Origin of the sequence: Cryobacterium sp. TMT2-4, from assembly GCF_004402575.1 — a bacterium.
Lineage (GTDB): Bacteria > Actinomycetota > Actinomycetes > Actinomycetales > Microbacteriaceae > Cryobacterium > Cryobacterium sandaracinum.
In genome coordinates this window covers 166,805-191,202 of the sequence record NZ_SOGE01000034.1, presented here as the reverse complement: position 1 = coordinate 191,202, position 24,398 = coordinate 166,805, and the positions used below count along the sequence as shown (strand labels likewise).

The window sequence follows — 24,398 nt, the reverse complement described above, 5'->3', positions numbered from 1 at the left end:
ACACCGATGGGCTCGAAAATGACTGCACGGCAGAAGGCACACCACAGCAAGGGTGTGAACCTCACCCTCGCGACTCTCACCTCCGTCGTGTGCTTCTGGGCGTGGACGAGTGTCTCGCCGCTCGGCATCCGCTATACCGAGTCGATGAATCTCTCGTCGGCCCAGACGTCTGTACTCGTGGCGATGCCCATACTCGTCGGATCGATCGGCCGCATTACAGTGGGCGTGCTCACCGACCGATTCGGCGGACGCCTCCTATTCACACTGGTACTGCTTGCATCCGTCCCCGCCCTCTTGCTCGTCGCGCTTGCCGGAACCCTCAACGCATTTGCCTTCCTGGTCGTGGCAGCGCTGTTGCTCGGCGTAGCCGGAACCGTGTTCGCCGTGGGAATTCCATTCGTGAGCCAGTGGTACCAACCATCCCGCCGAGGCTTTGCAACCGGCGTCTTCGGGGCAGGGATGGGCGGCACCGCAGTGTCGGCCTTCTTCACTCCACGTTTGGTGGAATGGCTCGGATACGTTCCAACTCACCTCATCATCGCGACGCTCCTCCTCGTCACCGCAATATGCGTATGGACACTTATGGCAGAGGCCCCCGGATTCACGGCCAGCACTGATCCATTCCTTCCCAAGCTCACCGCGGCGGCGCGGCTCAGCGTGACGTGGCAGATGAGTTTTCTCTATGCGCTGGTCTTCGGCGGATTCGTCGCTTTCTCCACCTACCTGCCCACGTATCTCCGCCAGATATACGATTTCGACCTCACTGCCGCGGGGACACGAACGGCTGGGTTTGCGGTTGCCGCCGTTATTCTCCGCCCCATCGGCGGAATTCTTGCCGACCGCATCGGTCCGAAGCCAGTGGTAATCGGGTCGCTGGCGGCGGTGGCCGTTCTCGCTTGGGTGGTGAACCTCCGTCCCGATGGCGAGATCCCCGCCGGCCTCACCTTTGTCGCGATGGCGTCTGCACTCGGTCTCGGTGCTGGGGGAGTGTTCGCCTGGATCGGGAGGAGCGCACCGCCCGCCAGAGTGGGGGCGGTGAGTGGCATCGTCAGCGCTGCCGGTGGGTTAGGCGGATACTTCCCGCCACTGGTGATGGGGGCCACCTACAACGCTGCGGAAAACAGCTATGCGATCGGACTAATTCTCCTCGCTGGTACCGCTCTGGCCGCTCTGATTTTCACGATCCTTTTTGTGAAAAACCGACCGTCTGCCACCACGACTCAGTGACATTGCCAAAGACCTACGCCCGCTCGTTGGTGTCGCCCGTCGCGTTGTTTGACGGTGGCGGGGTCACCGTCGGTGAAGTCGACCGGGTTTGTTAAAGCCTTGTCGGAAGTTTCCGGTGCGAGGTGGATGGCGTGACGGCGTGGATGGTGTCGTTGGCGAAGTGTGGGTTGGACTGGCCGGCAGCTTCAAGGTGCTGCGGATGTAATCGGTCGTATCGGCTGCGTTCATCCCGATCATTGTCCCGGGTGGAGATGTTTCGGTCTGGCGCTGGGAGCACCGCGAGTTTGAGCTCACCGACGCCGAAGTGTGTGCTGCCCGATAAGGCGTATCGCGATGTGCGATCCGGTGTCCATGTCGACGTTTGTGAGCATGCGGAGCATTTTGAGGTGGGTGTTGGCGAGCAGGTGTGCCTCACCGATGACGAAGGATATGAGCTAAGTAGGGCATCCGGTCCGCGAGCGATGTTGTGATGCAGCGACGTAATTGGCGCTTAGAGACTGGCTTCATGACGCTCTGCCAGCGAGCGCCCGGGTCGACCTTTGAAGGTCCGATTAGCTCTGGCAACTCGAAGTCCACTGGTGTGACAGGCCCGATCGAGGAGTGGCGCCGGCGGCGGTGCCGCGACAGAAGTCTCGGCCAAGGGTGGTGGCGGTGGTGGAGGTCTTCTATTTCTTCGGACAGATCTCGCCATCGTTAGGCGTTTCCTGGTCGTGGCGACAGTTCTTCGGGAAATGATTTCCACCCCCAATCGACGCCGGCGATGGCGGACGGCCGATGTCGACGAGGCGGACCATGCGGGTGATGGTGAAATTGATCTCTATTACGCCAATCGATTCATACGCCTGGACCTCGTATTCGATGCTTCCTGGTGGAAGAAGGTCGACGCTTTTTTCAAGCACGCCCTGTCCATCTTCAGATCCGCGTCTTTTTGCCGTAGCCGCTGCAGCTCGGCCCCTTCAGACTCCATCACTTCGGCCCGTCGGGTTTCGTTGAGCGCCTTGAACGCGGTCACCATGCGGCCCAGGGTTGCCTCGTCGACTCCGCTCTCGGGTGACGGTCGCGACCGTTTTGCCGGTGGTGATGATCAGCTTCACGGCCTCGTCTGCTTACTCAAAAGTGAACTCTCGACGTGTTCTTTCCAGAGTAACCAGTGTGTCCTGTGAGTTGTCGGCCACCAGGGCCAGGGCCACTCTTGACATATAAGGCCTGTACGCACAAACTCAACTGAAGAATACTCTTTTATGTTTTCGCTCCGATATGTTTTCGAAACTACCTCCTAGTAAGGGACTTTGATGAATAAGAAAACAGCAGTGTTTTTTGTGCCCGCGTTTGCTTTAGGTGTCGCCGTATTGACGAGTGGTCCAGCCTTTGCAGCCACTGGTGACGCGTCCTACCAGGGGACGCTGGATGCGATCAACGGCAGCAACGGCAGCGGCACCATCTCCGTTGAGGTTTCCGGTGATCAGGCCACAGTCACCCAGACCGTCAAGGGTCTGGCCGAGACCTTCGACGGTAAGCCGTACCCGCACGTACAGCACATCCACATCGGTGCGAAGGGGGAATGTCCCACCACGGCAGCTGACACCGATGGAGATGGTGTGATCAGCACGACCGAAGGTCAGCCGTCCTACGGAGAGATTGGCACAACGTTGTCCACGAGCGGCGACACGAGTCCGGCGGCCGGAACTGATCTAACGCTTGCCGGGATGGGTGCAAACTACGACTACAACCGAACCTTCACTCTGGATGCCGCCACCGCGGCCTCGCTGGAGGCAGGCACGGCGGTTGTGGTGGTCCACGGGCTAGACCCGGCCACGTTGACGAAAGCAGCACAGGACGCAAAGAGTGACTTGGTTCCGAGTCTGCCCTTGGCAGCAACGTCGCCGGCTCTGTGTGGCGCCCTGAGCGCGTCGCAGGCGAACATGCCTGACGGTGGCGTGGAAACCGGTGGTGGCAGCACTTCGAGCGGTGCTGACATGGGCCTTCTCGCCCTCGGTGCCGGGGCCCTGACCGCTGCAGGTGGCGCGGTGATGATTCGTCGGCGTCTTGCCGCACGAGGCTGAGATCGGTTTGATCCCCGGTGATTATCCCGGCTGAAAAGCGTCGTCGCGGTAGCCGTCTGGCTACCGCGGCGGCGGTTCTGCTCTTCACCGTCGGCTGTGCGGCGATCGGCTTCGCCCTGTGGGGCAACCCTCCTCCTCCACGGCCGCCTGCCTCGGCTGCCGTATCAGCCCCATCGCAGGAGTCCGTCTCCGTTACACCCTCACCGGAGCCCATCTCAGATCCGCCGACTCCGCGGGTTGACCAGGTTGTCGGCCCGACCTTGACCGACTCCGAGCCCACTCAGATCAATGTCCCCGCGATTGAAGTGGACTCTGTCCTGATGCAATTGGGACAGAATCCTGATGGCACGGTGCAGACGCCGTCGTTGGACGAGGCCTCTCCGGCCGGCTGGTACACCGGTTCGCCCACCCCTGGCGCGATCGGACCTTCCGTCATCCTGGGTCACGTCGACTCCAGGGTGCAGGGGCGCGCGGTGTTTTACCGACTTGGCGAGATGCGTCCCGGCGACGAGATTTTGGTTACCCGAGCCGATGCGACAGTGGCGGTATTCGTGGTCGACGGAGTGGAGGAATACCCGAAAGATGATTTTCCGCAGTTCGCCGTCTACGGCAACACCGATCATGCGGGATTACGGCTGATCACCTGCGGTGGAGAGTTCAACGAAACCACTCGTACGTACCCAGATAATGTTGTTGTCTACGCCAGCTTGGTGTCCAGCCATGCGGCGTAGCAGGACAAAGACGCGTGTCAACAGGCCCGACTGGCTGCTTGCGATCGCGGTGGCTTCCACGGCTTTGCTGGTTGGATGCGCCACCACCTCCTCCGGCGCCGTGAACACAATGGCCCCCGGAATGTCCATGCCAGGCACGTCGGCCTCCCCGACTCCGCAGTCGAGCTCGGCAGGCAGCGCGGAGGCAGGACCGTCCGCAGCATCACAGATGATTTGTGGCACCGAAACACGCGACAACATCACACGTGCGCTAACTCTCGCCGCCCCGCCACACTCCGTCGACAGCTGGATCAATCGCCAATACACCTGCACATACCATCTGACTGATGGAGAATTCGTGATCTCGGTGCAGGAATCCTCGGACGCAGCGTCTGCCCGCAGCTACTTCGACACAATGCAAGGAAACCTTGCCCCAGTCCAACCCATTGAAGGACTCGCGAATCTCGGATTGCCTGCTTACGAAACCACAGGCGGCGTGGTCGTCTTCCTCAAAGACAACATGACGTTACAAGTTGACGCCAGAAAGTTGACGGATAGGATCGGGCCGCATGGCGTCACCCGCACCGCGTTTTCCTATCAAGTAGCTACTGCCATCCTGGGCTGCTGGACCGAACACTAGTCCGGCCGCGCGTCGAATTAGCCAAGCCCGGGCCGCCTATAGCGACTCGCGTCCTAAAATCCAGCCGGGGGTTGGTGGGGATCTGTCTGGCCATCAGGGACTGGGTTCTTGCGCATGCCAGAGGCGTAACAGTGCGAAGACCATGCCGTTTGGAGAGGGATAGTCGCCCAATGCACCTTCGTGAATCGCGAAACGGGGTCCCAGAAGATCACGGGTGTACATGGTTGACTATGCTGTTCCCACTCCTCGTACCCGCTGTTACCGTGATGATGTCCTCATCGACGAGAACTTTGCGCTGGCCGATGTGTCCGAACATCTTGAGTTGCCCAACTCCATGGTTTGGTGGACTTCTGTACCCCGGATGCTGCCGACCTCGCATTACTCACCGAGGAGCTGGGTTTGCACGAGTTGGCCGTCGAAGACGCCACGAAACTGCGTCAGCGGCCGAAGCTCGATCACTATCCCGATCACTCGTTCTTGTCTGCTTGCGCTGTCGGCTTCGATCCGGCCTCAAAAGCGGTTACCACCGACGAGATTGCCGCCTTCATCACGGCCCGTGCACTGGTTACCGTGCACAAGGAGGAGAGCATCGATTTGGACAATGTGGTTGCCAGATGGGACTCTTTCCCGGACTTGGCGAAGCATGGTGTCGCCTTCCTTTTGCACGGACTGTTGGACTAACTTGTCGACGGGTACTTCGAGGCGGTAGACGCCCTCGACGAGGAGATCGAAGAGCTCCAGAACCAGCTATTCGTGCCCTCGGCCGACCAGGCAGCCCTGCAACGGAGTTCTTTCGCGCTCCGGAAGAGCCTGGTAACGCTTCGGCGGGTGATCCTACCGATGCGCGAAGTGGTGAACACGCTCCTCCGTCGCGACCTTCACCTTGTGGCCGACGAGATGGGTCCTTACTGTCAGGATGTCTACGACCATGTACTGCGCGCTATGAAATGGACGGAGAGCCTGCGCGACCTCGCCACGAGTATCCTCGAAGCGAATCTGGCCCTCCAGGGAAACCGGCTCAACGTGATCACCAAGAAGGTGACGGGACTGCCATCATCGCCATATCGACGGCCGTCACCGGCTTCTACGGCCAAAACGTGCCCTACCCCGGGTTTAGCGAGATCGGAGGCTTCTTCAGTTCGGTAGCGTTTATCGTGGGCTTCTCCACGCTGTTGTTTTCTCAAACGCAACGACTGAATCTAGGATCCTGACCCGCACTCACGTGCGGTGCTCTCCCGCCCCATCCTGATCGACGCCCTGATTGCACGCCGTCTTTGGGCTCTGCTCACACACTTTCTCGCACGACTGAACGGTGGGTCACGACCATGGCATTGATTGACAACGGCATCTACTTAGCCGGACACCGCGCGGAGAGCCCCCGCAGCCGTGAGGAAACGTACCAGGCCCTCCGCGAGAACGCTGGCATGGCGTGGATCGGACTCTACAGACCGGACGCCACCGAGATACGTTCGGTTGCCAGCGAATTCGATCTCCACCCGCTGGCCGTCGAAGACGCCCTGACCGGCCATCAACGAGCCATGCTCGAGCGGTACGGATCCACGTTGTTCCTCGTCTTGCGCCCCGCACGATACATCGACGAGAAGGAAGAGGTGGAATTCGGTGAGCTTCACCTCTTCATCGGCGAGGACTTTGTTGTCACCGTTCGCCACGCCGAATCGACGACCCTCAGCCGGGTCAGGCACCGCCTCGAGGCGAATCTCCCGCTTATCGCGAAGGGTCCACAAGCCGTGCTGTACTCCATCCTCGACGAGGTAGTCGATGAGTATGCACCCGTCATCGCCGGACTCGAGAACGATATCGACGAAATCGGAAACCAACTCTTTGACGGCGACCCCAGCGTCTCCCGACGCATCTATGACCTCTCCCGGGAAGTTATCGAGTTCCAGCGCGCGGTGCACCCCTCCTTATCGGGATGCTCCAAGCGCTCCTCCGCGGCTCGGAAAAATACCAGGTCGAACTGGAGCTCCAACGTTCCTTCCGCGACGTCTTGGACCACGCCATCCGCGTCGTCGATCGAGCGGACTCATTCCGCGCCATCCTACAAAACGCACTGACCGTGCACTCCACCCTGGTGAATCAACGGCAGAATGACGAAATGCGCCACATGTCTGAGACGAGCCTCGCTCAGAACGAACAGGTCAAGAAGATTTCCTCCTGGGCGGCCATCCTCTTCACCCCAGCCCTCGTCGGCACGGTCGACGGCATGAACTTCGACTTCATGCCCGAACTGCACTGGACTTTCGGATACCCGATCGCACTCGGAGAGATGGTCTTCCTTGGCGTTGCCCGGTACGTGGTCTTCGAGAAAAAAAGTGGCTGTGACCCGCGCTCGAGGCCGACAGCACTTCGAGCTCAGATCTTTGCCCTGAGCGTGCGGCGCTCGCTCGTGTGTGGCTCACAATAGAGGTGTTGTTCGCATTCGATAGATCTGCTCGCACCCTCTAGTGACCGGCGCGGGCGGGATGGAAGATCACAGTGGATTCATTGGACGTTCCGGTCATCCCGGCGAGCGTTGCCAGCCCCGTCCGTTCGGGAGCGCCAGCGGGCAGCCTTGTGCGGTGGCTGCTTCGGAACCGTGTGCAGCCCGTCGGACCGGAGAGCCACGAAGACACGGTGACGAAGCGTCCCTGGTGGATGGTCATGTGTCTGACGGGCGTCGACTACTTCTCGACGTTGTCGTACCTGCCGAGCATCGCCGTGCTGGCTGCCGGAGCACTGGCGCCGTTGGCGACCCTGCTGATCGTTGCACTGACCCTGCTGGGGATGTTGCCGATGTACCGGCGGGTGGCGAAGGAGAGCCCGCACGGCCAGGGTTCGGTGGCGATGCTCGAGCGGCTCCTCCCGTTCTGGAAGGGCAAGTTCTTCGTGCTGGTACTTCTGGGCTTCGTCGCAACGTCCTGGATCATCACGATCACCCTGTCGTCGGCGGATGCCACGGTCCACCTTCTTGAGAATCCATATGCGCCCAGCTTCCTCGAGGGGCATGCCGTGACGATCACGATCGTCCTGCTCCTCACCCTCGGCGGCGTCTTCCTTCTCGGTTTCAGCGAAGCCGTGGCGGTTGCCATCCCGCTGGTGGCGGTGTATCTCACCCTAAACGCCGTCGTCATCGGCGTCGGCCTCTACGACGTCCTCACGGAACCAGCCGCTCTCGCCGGATGGACAAACGCCCTCACCTCCCGCAGCGGGGGGTTCGGTGATCTTCTCGGTCCCGCCATCATCGCTTTCCCGCTGCTCGTGTTGGGTCTGTCCGGATTCGAGACCGGGGTGAGCATGATGCCCCTGGTTGCCTCGGCAGGGAAAACCACCGAGGAGCGCCTGGCTTCACGCATCCGCAACACCCGCAAGCTCCTGACCGCGGCGGCCCTCATCATGAGCGCCTACCTCCTCTCGAGCACCTTCGTCACCACCCTCCTCATCCCCGAGGAAGCTTTCGAAGACGGTGGCGAAGCGAGCGGCCGCGCACTGGCCTACCTGGCCCACGAACTCGTCGGAAACACCTTCGGCACCGTCTACGACGTGAGCAGCATCCTCATCCTGTGGTTTGCGGGGGCGTCCGCGATGGCCGGCCTGATCAACATTGTCCCGCGCTACCTGCCGTCATACGGCATGGCCCCCGAGTGGAGCCGCGCCGTGCGCCCCGTGGTTCTCGTCTACACCGGCATCAGCATCCTGATCACGATTGGCTTCAACGCCGACGTCAACGCGCAGGCGGGCGCCTACGCCACCGGCATTCTGGCGATGATGGTGTCCGGAGCCGTCGCCGTCACGATCTCGGCGATCCGACGCCACCAGCGCCGAGCCAGTGTCGCATTCACCATTCTGACCTTGATCCTCCTGTACGCCCTGGGCGAGAACATCTTGGAGAAGCCAGACGGCATAGCCATTTCTGCGTTCTTCATTCTGGGCATCATCGTCGTTTCACTCGTATCCCGAGTTTCACGCACCACCGAACTGCGGGTGGAAACGGTCGAACTGGACGAACAGGCGCGGCGCTTCATCACCGACTCGCTCGCCTTCGATGGCGCGTTGAACCTGATTGCGAACAAGCCGAAGCCGGGCAAACAGACCGATTATGCCGGAAAGGAGACGGCGCAGCGGGGGATGAATCCCGTGCCGGGTCGCGCTGACGTGCTGTTCCTGGAGATCGAGGTGGTGGATCCGTCTAGTTTCAGCGAGACGCTCCATGTTCGCGGTGAAGAAGTCAACGGGCTTCGGGTGCTTCGAGCCCAGAGCCCCGCGGCTCCGAACGCCATCGCCGCCATCCTCTTGGCATTGCAGGACGCATCCGGAGTGCGACCTCACGCTTACTTTGAATGGTCAGAGGGCAACCCCCTAGGCCACCTCCTGCGCTACCTCCTCCTCGGCCAAGGAGATACCGCACCCGTCGTGCGCGAAATCCTTCGCCAGAGCGAAGCTGATCCGGCACGCCGACCCGGAATCCACGTCGGCGGCGGCTGACGGCGCCCCGTACGGCGACGGTTCAGAGAAATCTGCACGGTCGGGAAATCGTGACTCACGCAGGGCCGTTCGTCTCCCCGTCGAGCCAGAGCGTATCGGATGCGTCGTTGTGGACGGTGCCGGTGCCCACCTGCCTGGTGTCGATTTTGTCGCGGCGCATCGGGCGTGGCCTTCAATGACGGCAGAGGGTTCACCTACTCGGCCTTCGGCTACCCGGCAGCGGCACCGTTCACCGGCAACACCCTGCAGTCCTGCTCCGGCACCGCCACGGACTCCCCATACGCCCAGTCCGAATCGCAGGGCATCCCCTGCGACATGACCGGTGGAACATCCGGCGGCCCGCGGTTCATCGGCAGCGGTTCGGCCGGCTATCAGAACTCGGTCAACAGTCTCGGCTACAACAACGTCGCGAACACCATGTTCGTGCCGTACTGGGTATCGGTGATCGAGAGCGCCTGTGCTGCCGCCGCCTGAACCTGACCGGAATGACGAACCCGGCTCCGGAGGCGTCGCGCACGAGAATCTGACCGCGGACCCGTCCGACGCCGAATGGGACGAAGACCGGATGCGCGCGGCGCGACCACGAGCGATCCGTCTCAACCCGGACGGCACTCGACTTCGGATGAAGTACCGGGCAACCAGAACCGACGGACGTACAGTAGAACCACCTGCGGGACAGCACCGGCAAGTCGGGGGTCCGCCGCATACCGCGGTGTGCGGCGGACCCGTGCTGTTATCCGGGGTCGAGGCCACGGGGACAGCCAGGGAGCCGATCGCAACCTCTCACCTTGTTTCGCAGCGGTGACAGGGATCGGGAACCGTCGAGGATCATTGACTGCTGAGGGTCTGGGAATGGCTCGAAGACCGCCCGCTTGATGAGGCGGTGCGCATCGAGGGTCGCAAGGAGCCCCCACGAGAGTGGCATCGGCACGAGGAGATCGACAACCGCTTGAGCAAGGATGCGGCCAGGACCCACGCGGAGCTGTCGGTCGAGGGTTATCAGAGCGTTCGTTTGCGACGTGCTGAGGGGTGCCTGGGTGTAGGGAGCGCGGTTCGTGTCGGACCGGAACAGGGATGAGTAGTCCTCGGTGGCCACGGATGCGTGCTTCGCCAGGGTGACCCGCGCGACCGGCTTGTGGCGCATCGACGTCTTCAGGTCCGTCTCGTCATAGCTCCTGCCCGGGAATAACTCGAACGACGCCGAGTACCCGAGATGTTGACCATTGCTGGGATGATGCCGAGGAGCGCGAGCACGGCGATGTTCTTGCATGAAGAGTGTGATCAGAATCGGCGGGCACGTCAGGAGAAGAAAAACTAGGAAGGCCGTGGCGATCGGGTTGGCGAGATCAGGCTGTCGTCTATCCCGTCAATTGCGCGCCCAACCACGCTGCCAATGAAGGCCGGCGCGGCAGCGGCAACCGTCGGACCCCATCAAGTCTCGGCCCGGTATTCGCTCGTCCCGGCTTGATCGCGATGGACGCAAGGCCCGAACTCAAGGCGCATCTTGTGAAGATCCCATGACTTCATCGTGCACCTCGACCGGGAGATGCGTAATTCCCGTTTCGTGCTGGTCGCTGACGAAAGCGATGGGCAGAGTGCGCAACTTTCGGTGACAGCAACGCCTTGATAGGCAGCTCCCGACGGTGCCACACTGGAGACTGTGAACCTCAACGATGAATTGCAGGCCGTCGAAAAAGTGGTGGATCGACTCACGAAACGATTCCCAAATGTGCCACGGTCGAGCGTTGAAAGAGCTGTCCGCGAGGAGCATCAGAACTTCTCCGGCCGCCCGATACGTGACTTTGTTCCCGTTCTCGTCGAACACGGGGTCAAGGAACGCTTACGCAAACAGTGAGCCACGGTTCAGCGGGATAGTGCGCGACCACCAGTGGTGCCCGTTGCGCCTTACTGGACATCCCGGATCATGAACACCGGGAAGTCGGCTGCTATGGTTTCGAATGCCGAGATTGGCTCCGACTGATCGACCGGAATGTGCGGTCGGGCGCCGGGTGCTTGCGCCAGGTATGACTTGGTAATCGGTGCGCGGGCATCCGCGCGAACCTCTTCAAGTAGCACCGGTTGCCTGTGCCCCGCGTGGATGACGGCGCTCCCATTCGCGGCCCGCACATTGCGCACCCACCGCGAGCCCTGGCCCAGCATCGAAACCACGTACTCACAACCTTCGTAGCGGGCCACCACGAGCGGCAGGGTGAGCAGGGTGTGCGACTTCGGATTGACGGTCTCGAGGCTTACCGTGCCGTGGCCAACGATACCGAGCGAGAACACCATCGCGCTTATTCGGTTCAGGAAACGCGCCCACCGGTTCGGGCGCCCGCCGGCGTACATGCGCCGTAACGAGTCTCCACGGATCATGTCGGGTCGCCGCTGATCTTGAAGTGGGTGTTGTGCACGAATTTTGGCCTGAGTGGTGTGCCTCTCTCGTTTTCCGACTGACACCATCGTTGCGGCTGTGTCGCTCGGGCGAGCTGACAGTACCATCGCATCATGGCGCGACCATTGCCAGTGAATAGCCGATACCGAAACCGTAGAGGACGGTACACCGTTGCCGATCTTGATGACGTGCACCAATGCCAGGGCGCGACCGCGGCCAAGGGATGTCCTACTTCAGCGAATCGACGATCACCAGCTCGATCAGACAACGAACCCTCACAGCGTTCTAGCGATCGGTGGGAGGTCGATCTGTATGCTTTGCATATGACGGCGCCGCAGATCTATGTCACTTTCCCCGGTACAGCGCGCGAAGCGCTCCGCTTCTACGCGGATGTTTTCAGTGGAGAGCTCACCCTGCATACCTACGAGGATTTCGGTCGCAGCGACGGCCCGCCCCACAACATAGCTCACGGAGTGCTCGAGGGCGTAGTTGTATTGATGGGATCCGATGCAGCCGCAGGTGAAAAAAGTGTTCGGCTTGATGGCGTCAAGCTCTCATTGCTGGGCGCCGCCGAACCGGAAATTCTCCACGAGTGGTTTGACAAACTCGCGATGGGCGGCCAGATCGTTGACTACCTTGCCCCAAAGCCTTGGGGTGCTTCGGATGGCCAAGTCATCGACCGTCATGGACTGCACTGGCTCATCGGATACGAACTCGGGCAATGAGCGGCCCACAACGCTCGATCGTGGAGAGCGACAAGGTCCTCGTGAGGATCGATCTGGATGTCCCTCCCTGTTGAACTCCTCCGACAAGTGTTCTCGATCGCTGCTGATCTCCACCGAGCTTGCCCCCTGTCGCCCTTTTGGAGTGCCTCGAAGCGGATGCCGTGCCCGGCCCGACCGCGGCGGCCCGACCGGTCCCGACCGGTCCCGACCGGACATGCTCGCTGTCAGAGACCTGATCACCAACGACGGCCAACAGTAAGTCGTGATCAACGCACCGGCTGTCCGCGAGTGCCCGCCCGCATATGGGCGTCGAAGCCGGGCAACTTATTGCATCGGGTGCACCCCGTATTTCGCCTCGAGCGTGGCATCCGTCACAATCTCTGGCCTGGACATGCCGCGACAGGTCTGGCAGCGCATCACGACGGGTCAGCGAAGTACCGACGACCACGGCGAGAGGCACCCAAAGCCTGAGCGAGGCTGTGAAGTCGCGAAGCCGAGGGGCGCCTGACGGCAGGCTGAGAGCTTAGGGCTGCGAACTCCACACCTACAGTTCCCTCAAAACAAATCTGCCGAAGTTCACCCATACCACCCCGTTACGCGGACAACGAGTTGTCCTGACTCGAGCCTATCGACGTGCACCGGCATCGGTAGCGGCCGAGTACGGATGACTTTGCCAGCTACAACTGAGCATCTGTCCAGAAAGTGAGTGCAAGCTGGCGGGTTCGTCCATGCGGCTTCATCTGACCGTGAGTCCACCGATCACGGTGCGCCGAGGATCGTGTAGCCCGGCCGCATCGCATTTGGAAGTCATGCGCTCTGCTTCACCCCGTTCACCTCTGACCGCCCGGCGAGAAATGAACGCCAAACGTAAACGTTCGCGCACCAGATCCGTCGCTGTCGGCACTGGAGCAGCTCTCGGTCTCCTCGGCCTGATCATGGGAATCGGTGCGGTGTCACAGGCGTCCGCGGTAAGTTCTGCCGGCATCGCCGCGACGACGGAGCTCTCCGAAAGCACCGGTTTGCATCACGAGCAGCTCAGCGTCTACTCCGCCATAGCCACAAAAACCGCCCATGACCGGGCGGAGAGCACCCTCAGTGACGCCGGAACGGTGATCACGGCCATGGCGAACAAGGTGGATCCGACCCCACTGGCGTCATCCGTCGCCGCGCTCGGGGACTACAAGTCGTTGGAGACGGACACCGTCATCGAGCTCACCGAACAGACTCAGGAGGCGGCCGACACGGCCCGTTCGGCTGTGGCCGAGGTAGACCGAGCCGCCGCCGAGGCCGCAGCAGCGGCCGCCGCCGAGGCCGCTCGCGCCCAGGCCGAGGCTGCCGTTCAGGCTCAGGCTCAGGCGGACGCCCGGGCCGCGGCCGCGGATGCGTCGCGCGATTCCGCTCCAGCTGCTGAGTCCCAGCCCGACGCCGGCGGCAACACGCCCGCCGAGGCGAAGGCGACGGCCCGGGCGATGGCAGCCTCCAAGTACGGCTGGGGCGAGTCCGAGTTCTCCTGCCTCGTACAGCTCTGGAACAAGGAATCCGGCTGGTCGTACACGGCCAACAACCCCAGCGGCGCCACCGGAATCCCTCAGGCCCTGCCCGGGAGCAAGATGGCCACGGCGGGATCCGACTGGGCCACGAACGCGACGACGCAGATCTCCTGGGGTCTCGGCTACATCAAGGCCGGGTACGGCACCCCGTGCGGAGCCTGGGCGCATTCCGTGACCAACAACTGGTATTGACCGCACCTGACCTGACCTGACCTGACCCGACCGGGGCAACGGATTTGGGGGTGAGCCGCAGGTCGAGGTGGAGGGTCATGCTCCTGGCTGCTCCACAGTCGAACGAGTGGAAGGCTCAGTGTGCGTTGAGGCGGGCCCCTGCATCGATCGTCGTGCGCGGTGCGCGAGCCGGGGCCCCCGCACTCCGCTGACTCTGGCGAGCGACCTCACGCAGGTCCCACAGATTCTCCCGGGTGACGGAGACAGTCGGGCATCACCTCCCCATGCCGGACCCCTGCACCGGGGTGCCATCCAGCAGTGACGCATCGGCGAGGATGACCCTGCCGGGGTGCACGGAGAAATACCGGGGGAGCCGGTCGAGTTTGGCGGTCAGGTCGACCAGCAGGTCACACTGATCCGACCGCCGCACGTCGGCGGCCAGCTCGGCCTCCCGTCGACGGCGCGGCGGAAGGCGCGCGCGACGATGCGCCATGGCTGTTTGGCGATCGCGTCGATCATCTCGCCCAACAGGCTCAGGGCCAGGCCGGCGTACCGCACGGTGCCCCGGCCGCGGTAGGCGTTCGTCATCGACATCAGGCTGACCCGGTCGGCGCCAAAGAAACCTGTGCGAGTCAGCCGACTGCTCCCGGCCGTCTGCGTGCGATGAAGAACGGTCGCACCGACACCAGGTAGAAGGCGACGAGCGCGGCCAGCAACCCCGATGCGGATGCCCCGACGGCGACGCCCCAGAGCAGCCGGGGCCCGTTGCCGGGCACGATCACGCCGGTGATGTCGGCGTTCGCGGGCGGCTCCGTGGGCATCATCGCCGGAGTCGGCGTGCTGGTGTTCTCCGGCTCGTTGGTCGTTCCTGCGCGCTCGCCTGGAACGGGAGCAGAGGTCGGGGCTGGATCTACGTTCTTGGCAGGTGGGGCTTCCGACGGTGCCGCCGCCGTCGCCGACGGTGGAACGACAGCCGGCGTGGACTGTGGCCCGGCCGAGGGGGCCGGCTCTGCCGGGGGAGTGGTGGCGGGTTCCTCAGGTGCTGGCGAGGGGAACTTGGTCGGAGTGAGAGTGGGAGGGGGCGGCGGTGTCGGTGTCGGTCCGGGGGTGGTTTCACCCTCGGTCAGGGCCACACACTGTGACTCCCCGTCGACATCGACGATCGGCACGGTTTCGCCCGGGCACTCGTCGGCGGAGACGCGCGTCGCACTCGGCATCACGGTGCCGAGCGTCAGCAGGAGAGCGATCCCGGCCGTGAGCCCGGTCGCGGCAATCAGGGTGGTGAGTCGTCGATACACAGCTGATCCAGGTTCCGTTCGATGGTGCCGTGATTGTTCTGGTTGAACCGAGTCTGCCCTCGGTCCCCGGACGCGTCCAGTGCCCGGGACCACCGAAGTGGCATGTGTGCCCGTCAGCTCGAATCGGGTCGCCGCGCCTGAGCCCCGGGCGGCCCTCGACAAAGCCGAGGGTCGGCGGCAGAATCGGACGAGGCGGACCCGCAGGAGGTATTCGCCGGGTGGGAGCCTCATGTTCACGAATCGGAGCGAGGCCGGCCGACTGCTGGCCGAACCACTGATCGAACGACTGACTGAGCTTGAGGCGCACGACCCGGTGGTCTACGCCCTCCCGCGGGGCGGTGTGCCTGTGGCGATCGAGGTCGCTCGGCGCCTGCATGCCCCGCTGGACCTCATCCTGGTGCGCAAGATCGGGGCCCCGGGCTATCCGGAGGTCGCGATGGGGGCGGTCGTCGACGGTGCTAGTCCGCAGGCGATCGTCAATGAGGACGTGTTCGCCGCCACCGGGGGCGACTCGATGGGTTTGGCCCGGGCCCGCCGTCGCGAGCTGGCCGAAATCGCACGACGTCGCACCCTCTACCTCAATGACCGCCCGCAGATCAGTCCGCGGGGCCGTGTCGCCGTCGTCGTGGACGACGGCCTCGCGACGGGAGCCACGGCCAAGGCAGCCCTCGCGGCCCTGAAAGGGCAGGGCGCCGCACTCACGGTGCTCGCGGTCCCGGTCGCACCCGCCGAGCTGCTCGGGGAGATGCGGCAGTATGCGGATGTCATCGTCGTGCTGCACGCCCCGCAGGAGTTGTGGGCAATCGGGCCCTTCTACACCGACTTCCACCAACTCTCAGACAACGAGACCGTCGCCCTGCTGCAGGAGGCGTGGGCTGAGGCCGACGCCACTCCAACGACAGACGGCCGGACGAACTGACGGTCATATGACGGATGCTTTTCCCGCCGGCACGGTCCCGAACCGGCAGAATGGGCAGGTGCACCTTCTGGCGAGTCGAACGGGAAACGGGGAGATCCTCGTGCTGTCGCTCGACGCCGAGGGCAACGTCGCGGGGCCAGCACTCCGTTTGCCTTCACACGAATTCCCCGGCTATGTGCTCGGTCAGGAGCGAGACCGGCCCCGTTGGGTGTGGGAGGACACGGCCCGCATCTACCCGCTGCTCCTGGCGGCCGGAATCAGGGTGCACCGCGCCCACGACTTGCGCCTGTGCCACGCGATCCTGCGCCAGTCGTCGCTGACCCAGGCAAGCGCGCTGGCCCGGGCGGAGCCGAGCCGCTGGGATCGGGCGGTGGCCTTCGAACCGGCCGCGTCCGCATCCGGGGTGACACTCTTCGACCTGTTCGACAGCGACGGTGACAGCGCCGCCGGCAGCGACACCGAGACCGCCGCCGACGGCGTGACCGGCCGCGACGCCGGCAGCGCGGCCGCCGGGTTCGGTACGCAGGCGGAATACCGGCGCCAGCTCGACGCGGTCCGCGCCTCTGCGGAGCCCGGCCGCCTCCGCCTGCTGCTCGCCGCGGAATCGGCCGGGGCGCTGATCGCCGCCGAGATGCAGTTCGCCGGCCTGCCGTGGCGCACCGACGTGCACGACGCTCTGCTGACCCGCGAACTCGGCCCCCGCGTCGCCCCGGGCATCCGGCCCGAACGCCTCGAAAACCTCGCTCGGCGCATCCGTGACGCTGTTGGCGAACCCGGTCTCAACCCCGACTCCCAGCCCGATCTGATGCGGGCACTGCAGAAGGTCGGCCTGAAGGTGACGTCCACCCGCGCCTGGGAGCTCAAGGAGCTCACCCACCCTGTGATCGATCCGCTGCTCGAATACAAGAAGCTGGCCCGGCTGCTCAGCGCGAACGGCTGGTATTGGATGGACACCTGGATCGTCGACGGCCGGTTCCATCCCGAGTACATCCCCGGCGGGGTGGTGACGGGCCGCTGGGCCACTCGGGGCGGGGGAGCCCTGCAGCTGCCCAAACAGGTGCGCGGCGCAGTCGTCGCCGATGCGGGCTGGAAGCTCGTGGTCGCGGACGCCGCGCAGCTCGAGCCGCGTATCCTCGCCGCCCTATCGGCCGACACGGCCATGGCCCAGGCCGGCCGAGGAACGGACCTGTACGCCGGGATCGTCGCCGGGGGCGTCGTGGAGACCCGCGACCACGCCAAGGTGGCCATGCTCGGGGCCATGTACGGCGCCACCAGCGGGGAGAGCGGGCGCCTCCTGCCCCGGCTCGCGAAGGCCTTTCCGAGGGCACTGGCCCTCACCGAAACGGCCGCACGCGCCGGGGAACGCGGCGAGAGCGTGACGACACGGCTTGGGCGTTCCTCCCCGCGGCCCGGGGAACGCTGGCTGGCCACCCAGGCCAAGGCCTACGACCCCGGGGCGACGGATGCCGACGAGCGCCGGGCCCGTAGTCAGGCGCGAGACTGGGGCCGCTTCACCCGCAATTTCATCGTTCAGGGCAGCGCCGCGGAATGGGCGCTGTGCTGGATGGCGGAGGTGCGCCGGGAACTGCGAATGCTGCCCCAGGGTGCCCAGGGTTCCCAGTGGGCCCAGGGTGCCTCCGGGTCGGAATTCGACCGGGCCCCGCACCTGGTTTTCTTCCTGCACGACGAGGTCATGGTGCACACGCCCGCCGCGCTGGCAGATACCGTCGAGGAGATCATCCGGCGCGCGGCGGATACCGCCGGCCGGCACTTGTTCGGCGATTTCCCGGTCGATTTCCTGCTCACCGTTGCGACGGTCGACAGCTACGCGCAGGCGAAGTAGGTGCAACCACCGCAGAGGCGACGGCAGCTCCGACGGTGCGTGTCGCCCAGGTCAGGCGACGGATGCCGGTCGTCGTCCGCGCTTCGGCCGCACGTCGTTCAGACCGTGCCGAAAACCCGCGGCGTGGCCGTCCTCGAGCAGCGCGTCGACGTCCCGAAGCCAGTCCAGCGCAGCGGAGGACAGCGCGGCCCGGGCGGCGCCCGCCAAGCGCTCCGCGCCCGTGGCCGCGGCGTCCATGGTCGCAGTCTCGGTAGTTGACTGCCACCGCCGGCGGTACCGGGCAACGTTGCCGCGCGCATCGATGCCCAGCACCTGAGGATCAGGGAGGGAGATGGCGATCAGGACCCGGTCGACCAGGTCGCTCCACTCGTTGCCGGGAGCGCTCTCGGTATCGGCCAGCCAGTGGAGCGCCTCGGCCTGGCCGAGCGCGGTGATTCGGTACAGCGGTAGGCCGTCTGCGGTGCTGCCGGCCGATTCAACGGCCGCCTGTTTCACCAGCCGCTCAAGAGTGCCGTAGATCTGCCCGACGTTGACCGCCCGCCGACCGGCCGTTCGAGACTCCAGCTCGCCATGAAGCTGGAAGCCATAGGCCGGACCGATCGTGAGGATCGCCAGCAGGCAGCTGCGAACAGACATGGGACCTCCGGTGGCCAAGGTATGACCATACTGAGTATAGCGAACGGAGATCCGGTCCCGGCTCGAGTCTTGTGATCGCAGGGGTCGCTGAGGCATAATTCATGGATGCAGCGCCTGCGCGGTGCGTCGACCGTTTGTCATAGGTTCAAGTTCTCGATAAGTTCACAGCACGCCGCATTGTTTCGTTCAGAGGTCGTTGGGGAAGACGCACCTCACAGAACGGGAGAAACGATGGTGGCTACACACGCTCGGCAGGAAGCGACTGCGCGCGGCTACATTTACGTGCATTCTTCGCCTCGCGCTCTGAGCCCCCATGTGGAGTGGGCGGTGGGTCGCGCCCTGGGCGTGCCCGTCAGTTTCGACTGGTCTGAGCAGCCCGTGCTCCGCGGAGCGCAGCGGGCCGAGTACCAGTGGGAGGGCGCCTGCGGTACGGGGGCGCGGCTCGCCTCGGCGCTCCGCGGGTGGGACCACCTTCGCTTTGAGGTCACCGAGGACGCCGGTTTCGGCGCCGATGGGGCGCGCTGGCTGCACACCCCCGACCTGGGCATCTTCTTCGCCCAGACCGACACGGCCGGTAACGTCGTTATCCCGGAGGACCGGCTGCGCCACGCCATGGACCTGGCCGGGGCAAACGCGCTGGAGCTCCACCGGCAGCTCCGCATTACGCTCGGGCAGGCCTGGGACGACGAGCTCGAACCGTTCCGGCACGCCGGCGATTTCAACTCGGTCGTGTGGTTGCACCAGGTGGGCTGACGTGCAGCGCAAGGTCGCTCCCGAACACGGGATGGCCCCGACCGGTGCCGGTCGGGGCCATCCCGGTGCAGGCAGGTTTTCCGCCGGGTGGAGCTAGACCGACCGGAACGCCACGACGGCGTTGTGACCGCCGAAACCGAACGAGTTGCTGATGGCCAGCAGATCGCCGGAAGGCAACGTGCGCGGCATGGTCACCACGTCGAGCGGGATGCTTGGATCCTGGTTCAGCAGGTTGATGGTCGGCGGGGCCATGCGCTTGGCCAGAGCGAGAACCGTGAACAGGGCCTCAATCGCCCCGGCACCACCGAGGAGGTGACCGGTGGAAGCCTTGGTCGCCGACACCGGGATTCCGTCGAGCAGGTCGCCGAACACGCGGCGCAGTGCGTTGTACTCGGCGATGTCCCCGACCGGAGTGCTGGTCGCGTGCGCGTTGATGTGCGAGACATCCGCCAGGCTCGCGTCGGCATTCCTGATCGCGGTGATCATCGCGCGGGCCGCAGCCGTGCCATCGGGGTCTGGAGCGGTGATGTGGTACGCGTCACTGGTCACGGCACCACCAAGGAGCTCGGCGTAGATGCGCGCGCCGCGGGCCTTGGCGTGTTCTTCCGTCTCGACGACGAGCGCCGCGGCACCCTCACCGAGAACGAAGCCGTCCCGGGTGATGTCGTAGGGGCGCGACGCCGTGGCCGGGTCGTCGTTGCGCTTGGACAAGGCCTGCATGGCAGCGAAGGATGCGATCGGAAGCGGGTGAATTGCGGCCTCGGAGCCACCGGCGATGACGATGTCGGCGAGCCCGGCCTGTAGGCGGTTGTAGGCGTTCACGAGAGACTCGGTGCTCGAGGCGCACGCGGACACAACTGTGGTGATTCCGGCCCGGGCGTGAAGGTCCATTCCGATGGCCGCTCCCGGGCCGTTCGGCATGAGCATGGGCACGGTCATCGGCAGCACGCGGCGCGGACCGCGTTCGCGGAGGGTGTCCCACGCGTCGAGAAGGGTCCAGACTCCACCGATTCCGGTCGCCCAGTCGACGGCCAGCCGTTCGGGGTCTGCTTCGGGGGAGCCGGCATCCGCCCAGGCTTCACGCCCGGCAATCAACGCGAACTGGCTGGAGGGGTCGAGACGCTTCGTCTCGTGGCGGGCCAGAACGTCGACGGATGGAACCCTGGCCTGGGCGGCGAAGGTCACGGGGAGCTGAGTCCGGGCCACCCATTCGTGGTCTAGCGTGCTCGTCCCCGATTCACCGGCGAGCAGGGCCGACCAGCTGTCGGCGGCCGTGCCGCCGAGAGGGGAAGTCGCACCGATGCCGGTGATAACGATTTTTTTGGTCATAACGTTAACTCTCCGTGAGGCGTGCAAACGTGGGCATCACCCACAGATCAGGCCGGTCGGCAGATGCCGACCGGCCTGTTCATTTGTGGACTAGACCTGAGCCTTGACGATGAAGTCGACAGCGTTGCCGACGGTCTTGAGGTTCTTGACCTCTTCGTCGGGGATCTTGACGTCGAACTTTTCTTCCGCGTTGACGACGATGGTCATCATCGAGATGGAATCGATGTCCAGATCATCGGTGAATGACTTCCCCATCTCAACTGTGTCGGTCGCGATGCCAGTCTCGTCGTTGATGAGTTCGGCCAGGCCGGCAAGAACTTCTTCGGTGGACAATGCCATGTTATTTCTCCTTGGGGGTGTCTCGTATGACCGAGATTCAGTTTAGAGGGGAGTTGAGTGAAATCTAGGGAAGCACGACGACCTGCGCGCCGAACACCAGTCCTGCTCCAAAGCCGATCTGGAGGGCGAGGCCACCGCTGAGCTCGGGGTGCTCTACCAGGAGACGGTGGGTGGCCAGCGGGATCGACGCCGACGAGGTGTTCCCGGTGGTGGCGACATCGCGGGCGATGACGACCGAGTCGGGAAGCTTCAGTTGCTTGGCGAACTCGTCGATGATGCGCATATTGGCCTGGTGCGGGATGAAAGCGGCGAGCTGGTCGCTCTCGATTCCCGCGACCTGGAGAGCCTCCTTAGCCACCTTCGCCATGTTCCAGACGGCCCAGCGGAAAACCGTTTGGCCTTCCTGGCGCAGGGTGGGCCATTCGGATTCTCCGCGTCGGTATTCCTGCAGGGTGTGATTCATGGTGATGGCATCGGCCTTGGACCCGTCGGATCCCCACACGGTGGGTGCGATCCCCGGGAAGTCGCTCGGGCCGATGACGACGGCGCCGGCGCCGTCGCCGAGGAGGAACGAGATGCTGCGGTCCGTGGGGTCGACGAGGTCGGATAGCTTCTCGGCGCCGATGACGAGCGCGTAGTGGGCGGTGCCCGTGCGGATCAGGGAATCGGCTTGCGCCACGGCGTAGGTGTATCCGGCGCAGGCGGCGTTGACGTCGTAGGCGGCGGCGGGGTTGGCGCCGACCCGATCGGCGACCACGGCGGCAATGGACGGTGTCTGCCGGCCGTTGCTGATCGTGGCCACGATGACGGCGTCGATCAGGTGTGGCTGGATGCCGGACCTCTCTATGGCTTCGCGGGCGGCATCCGTCGCGAGGTCGACGGCCTGGATGTCCTGGCTCGCTCTTGTGCGGGTGATGATGCCGGTGCGCTGTTGGATCCATTCATCAGACGAATCGATCGGACCGACCAGGTCGTCGTTGGGCACGACCAGGTCCCCGCGGGCGGCGCCGATCGAGAGAATCCGGGTGTACCGGGGACCGTGCGATTGCTGGAGTGTTGGCTTGGACATATTCTCTTTCGGTCAGACTAGGTTCTGCTGGTCGATCAGGTCGAACGCAGCGGGCAGGTCGTCCGGCGTCCTGATCGCTACGCTGGGCACGCCCTTGAGGGCACGTTTGGCGAGGCCGACAAGAGCCCCGGCCGGTGCGACCTCAATGATTCCGGTCACGCCGGCATCCGCGAACGAACGCATGCACATATCCCACCGTACCGGCGAGGACACCTGATCAACCAGCAACTCCACGAACCGGACACCGTTGGACACCGCGCTGCCGTCCCGGTTCGTCCAGATCGAAAGCGTGGGATCGGCGGGCGCGAGCAGCGCGGAGACACGGGTGAGGTGCTTCACCGCCGGGTGCATATACCGCGTGTGGAATGCACCAGCCACCTGCAGCGGAATCACCCGGGTGCGCGGATTGGGGTTCTTGCCGAGAGCGGCCAGAGCCGCGAGTGAGCCGGCGACGACGATCTGTCCGCCACCGTTGAAGTTGGCCGGGGCGAGGTCGAGTTCGTCGAGGCGGGCCAGGAGTTCGGTCTCATCGCCGCCCAGCACGGCGCTCATGCCGGAGGGCTCCAGCGCCGCGGCCTCGGCCATGGCGGTGCCGCGCTCGCGCACGAAACGCACGGCGTCCACCGCGCTGAGGATGCCGGCGCCGGCTGCGGCGGTGATCTCGCCCACCGAGTGACCGGCGATACCGGTGATGCGCTCCCGCCGGCCGTCGGCGAGGAGTGCGTTCAACGTGAGGAGTCCGGCGGCCACGATCAGTGGCTGGGCGATTCGGGTGTCCCGAATGGTGTCGGCGTCGCTCACGGTGCCGTGGCGCATCAGATCAATTCCGCAGGCCGCGGAGATCTCGTCCAGGCCGGCGGCGAAAGTGGGGTTCCGAAGCCAGGGCTCGAGGAAGCCGGGGGTTTGTGAGCCCTGACCGGGGCAGACGACAACAATCATTAATCCAGTCTCCCAACCTCGTTTGTTGCGGGCATGTCGGAGATCCACCAACTATTCGCGGAGTGTTTGTCGAATCTCGTTAGTTCGGCACCTCTGACGCCGCGATTAACGCCGGCGTGTTGAGCCGTCGTGGTCGCTGATCGACCCGATGATCAGGGCGGCCTGCAGGATGAGGGCCTCACGGGCGCCCGTGGCGTCGTAGCCGATGACCTCTGACACCCGCTTCAGGCGGTAGCGCACGGTGTTCGGGTGTACGAACAGTTCCCGGGCGGTGGCTTCCAGGGAGCGACCGTTGTCCAGGTAGCACCAGAGTGTGGTGAGCAGCTCGGTCGAATGCGCCTGCAGCGGGCGGTAGATCCGGTGGATCAGCGTGGCGCGGGCAAGCGGATCGCCGGCCAGCGCCCGCTCGGGGAGCAGATCGTCCGCCTGTACAGGGCGTGGGGCGTTGCGCCAGGAGCGCGCCACGGCGAAGCCGGCCAAGGCGGCCTTAGCGCTCTTGGACGCGTCGACCAGATTCGGCACCTCGTGGCCGAGCACCAGGTGGCCGGCGCCGAAGCTCGGCTCGAGCTGCACCGCGATCTCCATGAAGCTGAGGGCGGAGGCCGTGCCGATCGCGTCATCCGTCTCGGTCGGCGACGGGTGGGCCCGGCCGATGACCAGGACGAGCCGGTTGCCCTGCACCCCGATCAGAACGTCGGCGGCCATGTGGCGGGCCGAGCGACGCAGCTGGTCGACGTCGAGCATCTTGGGTGTCGTGCCCACGAGCACGCAGACCTCGCCGTGCCCGTGCCAGCCGAGGGCCGCGATCCGGCTGGGCAGTTCGTCGTCGTACTCGCCGCTCAGGATCGAGTCGACGACCAGGGCCTCGAGGCGGACATCCCAGAGGCCGCGTGCCTCGGCTGCCCGGGCATAGACATCCGCCGCGCCGAAGGCGATCTCGCGGGAGTACAGCAGGATGGCCTCCCGCAGGATTTCCCCGCCGTCTTTGACCCGCTCCTCCACCACCTCGACGGTGACGCGGATGAGCTGCAGGGTCTGCTGCAGGCTGATTGAGCGCAGCAGTTCTCGCGGAGCGGCACCGAAAACGTCGGCCGCGATCCAGGGGGTGGACCGCGGGTCGTCAAACCACGAGATGAACGACGTGATCCCGGCCTGGGCGACCAGGCCCACGGCGGAACGCCGCCCGGGCGGCATATCGCCGTACCAGGGCAGCGTGTCCTCGAGACGCTTCAGCGTCGCCGTGGAAAGCTCCCCGGATATCGTTCGCAGCCAGCTGAGCGTCTGTTCCTTCGTCTTCGGTGTGGGTGCCACGG

General features: G+C 64.5%; 20 protein-coding genes and 4 pseudogenes. 14 read left to right on the top strand and 10 right to left on the bottom strand.

The genetic code is table 11. The annotated features are described in order from the left end of the window. Positions 1-6 precede the first annotated feature (6 nt). Positions 7-1,227: an MFS transporter gene (locus E3O54_RS12245; protein ID WP_134401701.1), complete on the top strand. Its 1,221-nt coding sequence runs from the start codon at positions 7-9 to the stop codon at positions 1,225-1,227. Between the two features lie 665 nt (positions 1,228-1,892). Here E3O54_RS12245 and E3O54_RS12240 read toward each other — a convergent pair. Further along, positions 1,893-2,126, bottom strand: coding sequence for a hypothetical protein (locus tag E3O54_RS12240; RefSeq protein ID WP_134343053.1), 234 nt, complete (start codon positions 2,124-2,126; stop codon positions 1,893-1,895). Between the two features lie 393 nt (positions 2,127-2,519). On the opposite strand from E3O54_RS12240, the gene E3O54_RS12235 reads away from it, so the two are divergent. The 8 genes and pseudogenes from E3O54_RS12235 to E3O54_RS12200 all read left to right on the top strand — a co-directional run bounded on the left by E3O54_RS12235 (position 2,520) and on the right by E3O54_RS12200 (position 10,977). Then, complete coding sequence (locus E3O54_RS12235; RefSeq protein WP_104101847.1) at positions 2,520-3,290, top strand: hypothetical protein; 771 nt, start codon at positions 2,520-2,522, stop codon at positions 3,288-3,290. A 260-nt stretch (positions 3,291-3,550) separates the two neighbouring features. After that, positions 3,551-4,021, top strand: coding sequence for a class F sortase (locus tag E3O54_RS12230; protein WP_166785893.1), 471 nt, complete (start codon positions 3,551-3,553; stop codon positions 4,019-4,021). Between the two features lie 208 nt (positions 4,022-4,229). Then, positions 4,230-4,640 carry a hypothetical protein gene (locus tag E3O54_RS12225; RefSeq protein ID WP_241976890.1) on the top strand — a complete coding sequence of 137 codons (411 nt, stop codon included), beginning with the start codon at positions 4,230-4,232 and terminating at the stop codon, positions 4,638-4,640. Between the two features lie 342 nt (positions 4,641-4,982). Then, positions 4,983-5,786, top strand: a pseudogene (locus tag E3O54_RS17005) (magnesium transporter CorA family protein). 179 nt (positions 5,787-5,965) lie between these two features. Next, a pseudogene (locus E3O54_RS12215) lies at positions 5,966-6,972 on the top strand (magnesium and cobalt transport protein CorA); the annotation flags it as partial. Positions 6,973-7,274: 302 nt separating this feature from the next. Then, on the top strand, positions 7,275-9,122 hold the full coding sequence (locus tag E3O54_RS12210) for an amino acid transporter (RefSeq protein WP_241976889.1): 1,848 nt from the start codon (positions 7,275-7,277) through the stop codon (positions 9,120-9,122). A gap of 153 nt (positions 9,123-9,275) precedes the next feature. Further along, positions 9,276-9,596, top strand: a pseudogene (locus E3O54_RS12205) (hypothetical protein); the annotation flags it as partial. Positions 9,597-10,782: 1,186 nt separating this feature from the next. Then, on the top strand, positions 10,783-10,977 hold the full coding sequence (locus E3O54_RS12200; protein WP_134343049.1) for a three-helix bundle dimerization domain-containing protein: 195 nt from the start codon (positions 10,783-10,785) through the stop codon (positions 10,975-10,977). 50 nt (positions 10,978-11,027) lie between these two features. On the opposite strand, the gene E3O54_RS12195 is transcribed toward E3O54_RS12200, so the two are convergent. Further along, on the bottom strand, positions 11,028-11,411 hold the full coding sequence (locus E3O54_RS12195; protein ID WP_198411486.1) for a nitroreductase family deazaflavin-dependent oxidoreductase: 384 nt from the start codon (positions 11,409-11,411) through the stop codon (positions 11,028-11,030). Between the two features lie 426 nt (positions 11,412-11,837). Here E3O54_RS12195 and E3O54_RS12190 point away from each other — a divergent pair, with 426 nt between their 5' ends. Both E3O54_RS12190 and E3O54_RS12185 read left to right on the top strand, forming a co-directional pair. Next, complete coding sequence (locus E3O54_RS12190; protein WP_134371906.1) at positions 11,838-12,239, top strand: VOC family protein; 402 nt, start codon at positions 11,838-11,840, stop codon at positions 12,237-12,239. An 854-nt stretch (positions 12,240-13,093) separates the two neighbouring features. Then, the gene (locus E3O54_RS12185) at positions 13,094-13,981 is read left to right on the top strand and encodes a hypothetical protein (protein ID WP_134401683.1); all 888 of its coding nucleotides are present in this window, start codon (positions 13,094-13,096) and stop codon (positions 13,979-13,981) included. Positions 13,982-14,240: 259 nt separating this feature from the next. On the opposite strand, the pseudogene E3O54_RS17385 reads toward E3O54_RS12185, so the two are convergent. Further along, a pseudogene (locus E3O54_RS17385) lies at positions 14,241-14,578 on the bottom strand (DNA polymerase III subunit alpha); the annotation flags it as partial. A 14-nt stretch (positions 14,579-14,592) separates the two neighbouring features. Next, positions 14,593-15,258, bottom strand: a complete 666-nt coding sequence (locus tag E3O54_RS12175) for a hypothetical protein (RefSeq protein WP_134342922.1) — start codon at positions 15,256-15,258, stop codon at positions 14,593-14,595. A gap of 229 nt (positions 15,259-15,487) precedes the next feature. On the opposite strand from E3O54_RS12175, the gene E3O54_RS12170 reads away from it, so the two are divergent. Both E3O54_RS12170 and E3O54_RS12165 read left to right on the top strand, forming a co-directional pair. Next, on the top strand, positions 15,488-16,177 hold the full coding sequence (locus E3O54_RS12170) for a phosphoribosyltransferase (protein ID WP_134342921.1): 690 nt from the start codon (positions 15,488-15,490) through the stop codon (positions 16,175-16,177). A 58-nt stretch (positions 16,178-16,235) separates the two neighbouring features. Beyond that, positions 16,236-18,020, top strand: a complete 1,785-nt coding sequence (locus E3O54_RS12165; RefSeq protein WP_233191458.1) for a bifunctional 3'-5' exonuclease/DNA polymerase — start codon at positions 16,236-16,238, stop codon at positions 18,018-18,020. 51 nt (positions 18,021-18,071) lie between these two features. On the opposite strand, the gene E3O54_RS12160 is transcribed toward E3O54_RS12165, so the two are convergent. Further along, positions 18,072-18,656, bottom strand: coding sequence for a PadR family transcriptional regulator (locus E3O54_RS12160; protein WP_134401681.1), 585 nt, complete (start codon positions 18,654-18,656; stop codon positions 18,072-18,074). A gap of 231 nt (positions 18,657-18,887) precedes the next feature. Here E3O54_RS12160 and E3O54_RS12155 point away from each other — a divergent pair, with 231 nt between their 5' ends. Then, entirely contained in the window at positions 18,888-19,409 is a 522-nt protein-coding gene (locus E3O54_RS12155; protein WP_104101883.1) for a DUF3145 domain-containing protein, read from the top strand. A 93-nt stretch (positions 19,410-19,502) separates the two neighbouring features. Here E3O54_RS12155 and E3O54_RS12150 read toward each other — a convergent pair whose 3' ends face one another. From E3O54_RS12150 to E3O54_RS12130, 5 genes are all read right to left on the bottom strand, one after another. After that, entirely contained in the window at positions 19,503-20,738 is a 1,236-nt protein-coding gene (locus tag E3O54_RS12150; protein ID WP_104101886.1) for a beta-ketoacyl synthase, read from the bottom strand. 90 nt (positions 20,739-20,828) lie between these two features. Then, positions 20,829-21,077 (bottom strand): acyl carrier protein, encoded by a 249-nt coding sequence (locus E3O54_RS12145; RefSeq protein ID WP_104101888.1) that lies wholly within the window; start codon positions 21,075-21,077, stop codon positions 20,829-20,831. A gap of 64 nt (positions 21,078-21,141) precedes the next feature. Then, a complete protein-coding gene (locus tag E3O54_RS12140) occupies positions 21,142-22,146 on the bottom strand; it encodes a beta-ketoacyl-ACP synthase III (RefSeq protein WP_134401680.1) in 1,005 nt (334 codons plus the stop codon). Positions 22,147-22,158: 12 nt separating this feature from the next. Beyond that, entirely contained in the window at positions 22,159-23,085 is a 927-nt protein-coding gene (locus E3O54_RS12135) for an ACP S-malonyltransferase (protein ID WP_104101893.1), read from the bottom strand. Between the two features lie 105 nt (positions 23,086-23,190). Then, positions 23,191-24,396, bottom strand: a complete 1,206-nt coding sequence (locus tag E3O54_RS12130) for a CdaR family transcriptional regulator (protein WP_104101895.1) — start codon at positions 24,394-24,396, stop codon at positions 23,191-23,193. Positions 24,397-24,398: the final 2 nt, after the last annotated feature.

Bases quoted from the DNA above. Each gene is read 5' to 3' on its own strand.
- E3O54_RS12245 (WP_134401701.1), top strand. From the start codon at position 7: ATGGGCTCGAAAATGACTGCACGGCAGAAGGCACACCACAGCAAGGGT.
- E3O54_RS12145 (WP_104101888.1), bottom strand. From the start codon at position 21,077: ATGGCATTGTCCACCGAAGAAGTTCTTGCCGGCCTGGCCGAACTCATC.
- E3O54_RS12155 (WP_104101883.1), top strand. From the start codon at position 18,888: ATGGTGGCTACACACGCTCGGCAGGAAGCGACTGCGCGCGGCTACATT.
- E3O54_RS12150 (WP_104101886.1), bottom strand. From the start codon at position 20,738: ATGACCAAAAAAATCGTTATCACCGGCATCGGTGCGACTTCCCCTCTC.
- E3O54_RS12160 (WP_134401681.1), bottom strand. From the start codon at position 18,656: ATGTCTGTTCGCAGCTGCCTGCTGGCGATCCTCACGATCGGTCCGGCC.
- E3O54_RS12195 (WP_198411486.1), bottom strand. From the start codon at position 11,411: ATGGTGTTCTCGCTCGGTATCGTTGGCCACGGCACGGTAAGCCTCGAG.
- E3O54_RS12185 (WP_134401683.1), top strand. From the start codon at position 13,094: ATGAACGCCAAACGTAAACGTTCGCGCACCAGATCCGTCGCTGTCGGC.
- E3O54_RS12170 (WP_134342921.1), top strand. From the start codon at position 15,488: ATGTTCACGAATCGGAGCGAGGCCGGCCGACTGCTGGCCGAACCACTG.
- E3O54_RS12225 (WP_241976890.1), top strand. From the start codon at position 4,230: ATGATTTGTGGCACCGAAACACGCGACAACATCACACGTGCGCTAACT.
- E3O54_RS12235 (WP_104101847.1), top strand. From the start codon at position 2,520: ATGAATAAGAAAACAGCAGTGTTTTTTGTGCCCGCGTTTGCTTTAGGT.
- E3O54_RS12140 (WP_134401680.1), bottom strand. From the start codon at position 22,146: ATGTCCAAGCCAACACTCCAGCAATCGCACGGTCCCCGGTACACCCGG.
- E3O54_RS12190 (WP_134371906.1), top strand. From the start codon at position 11,838: ATGACGGCGCCGCAGATCTATGTCACTTTCCCCGGTACAGCGCGCGAA.
- E3O54_RS12135 (WP_104101893.1), bottom strand. From the start codon at position 23,085: ATGATTGTTGTCGTCTGCCCCGGTCAGGGCTCACAAACCCCCGGCTTC.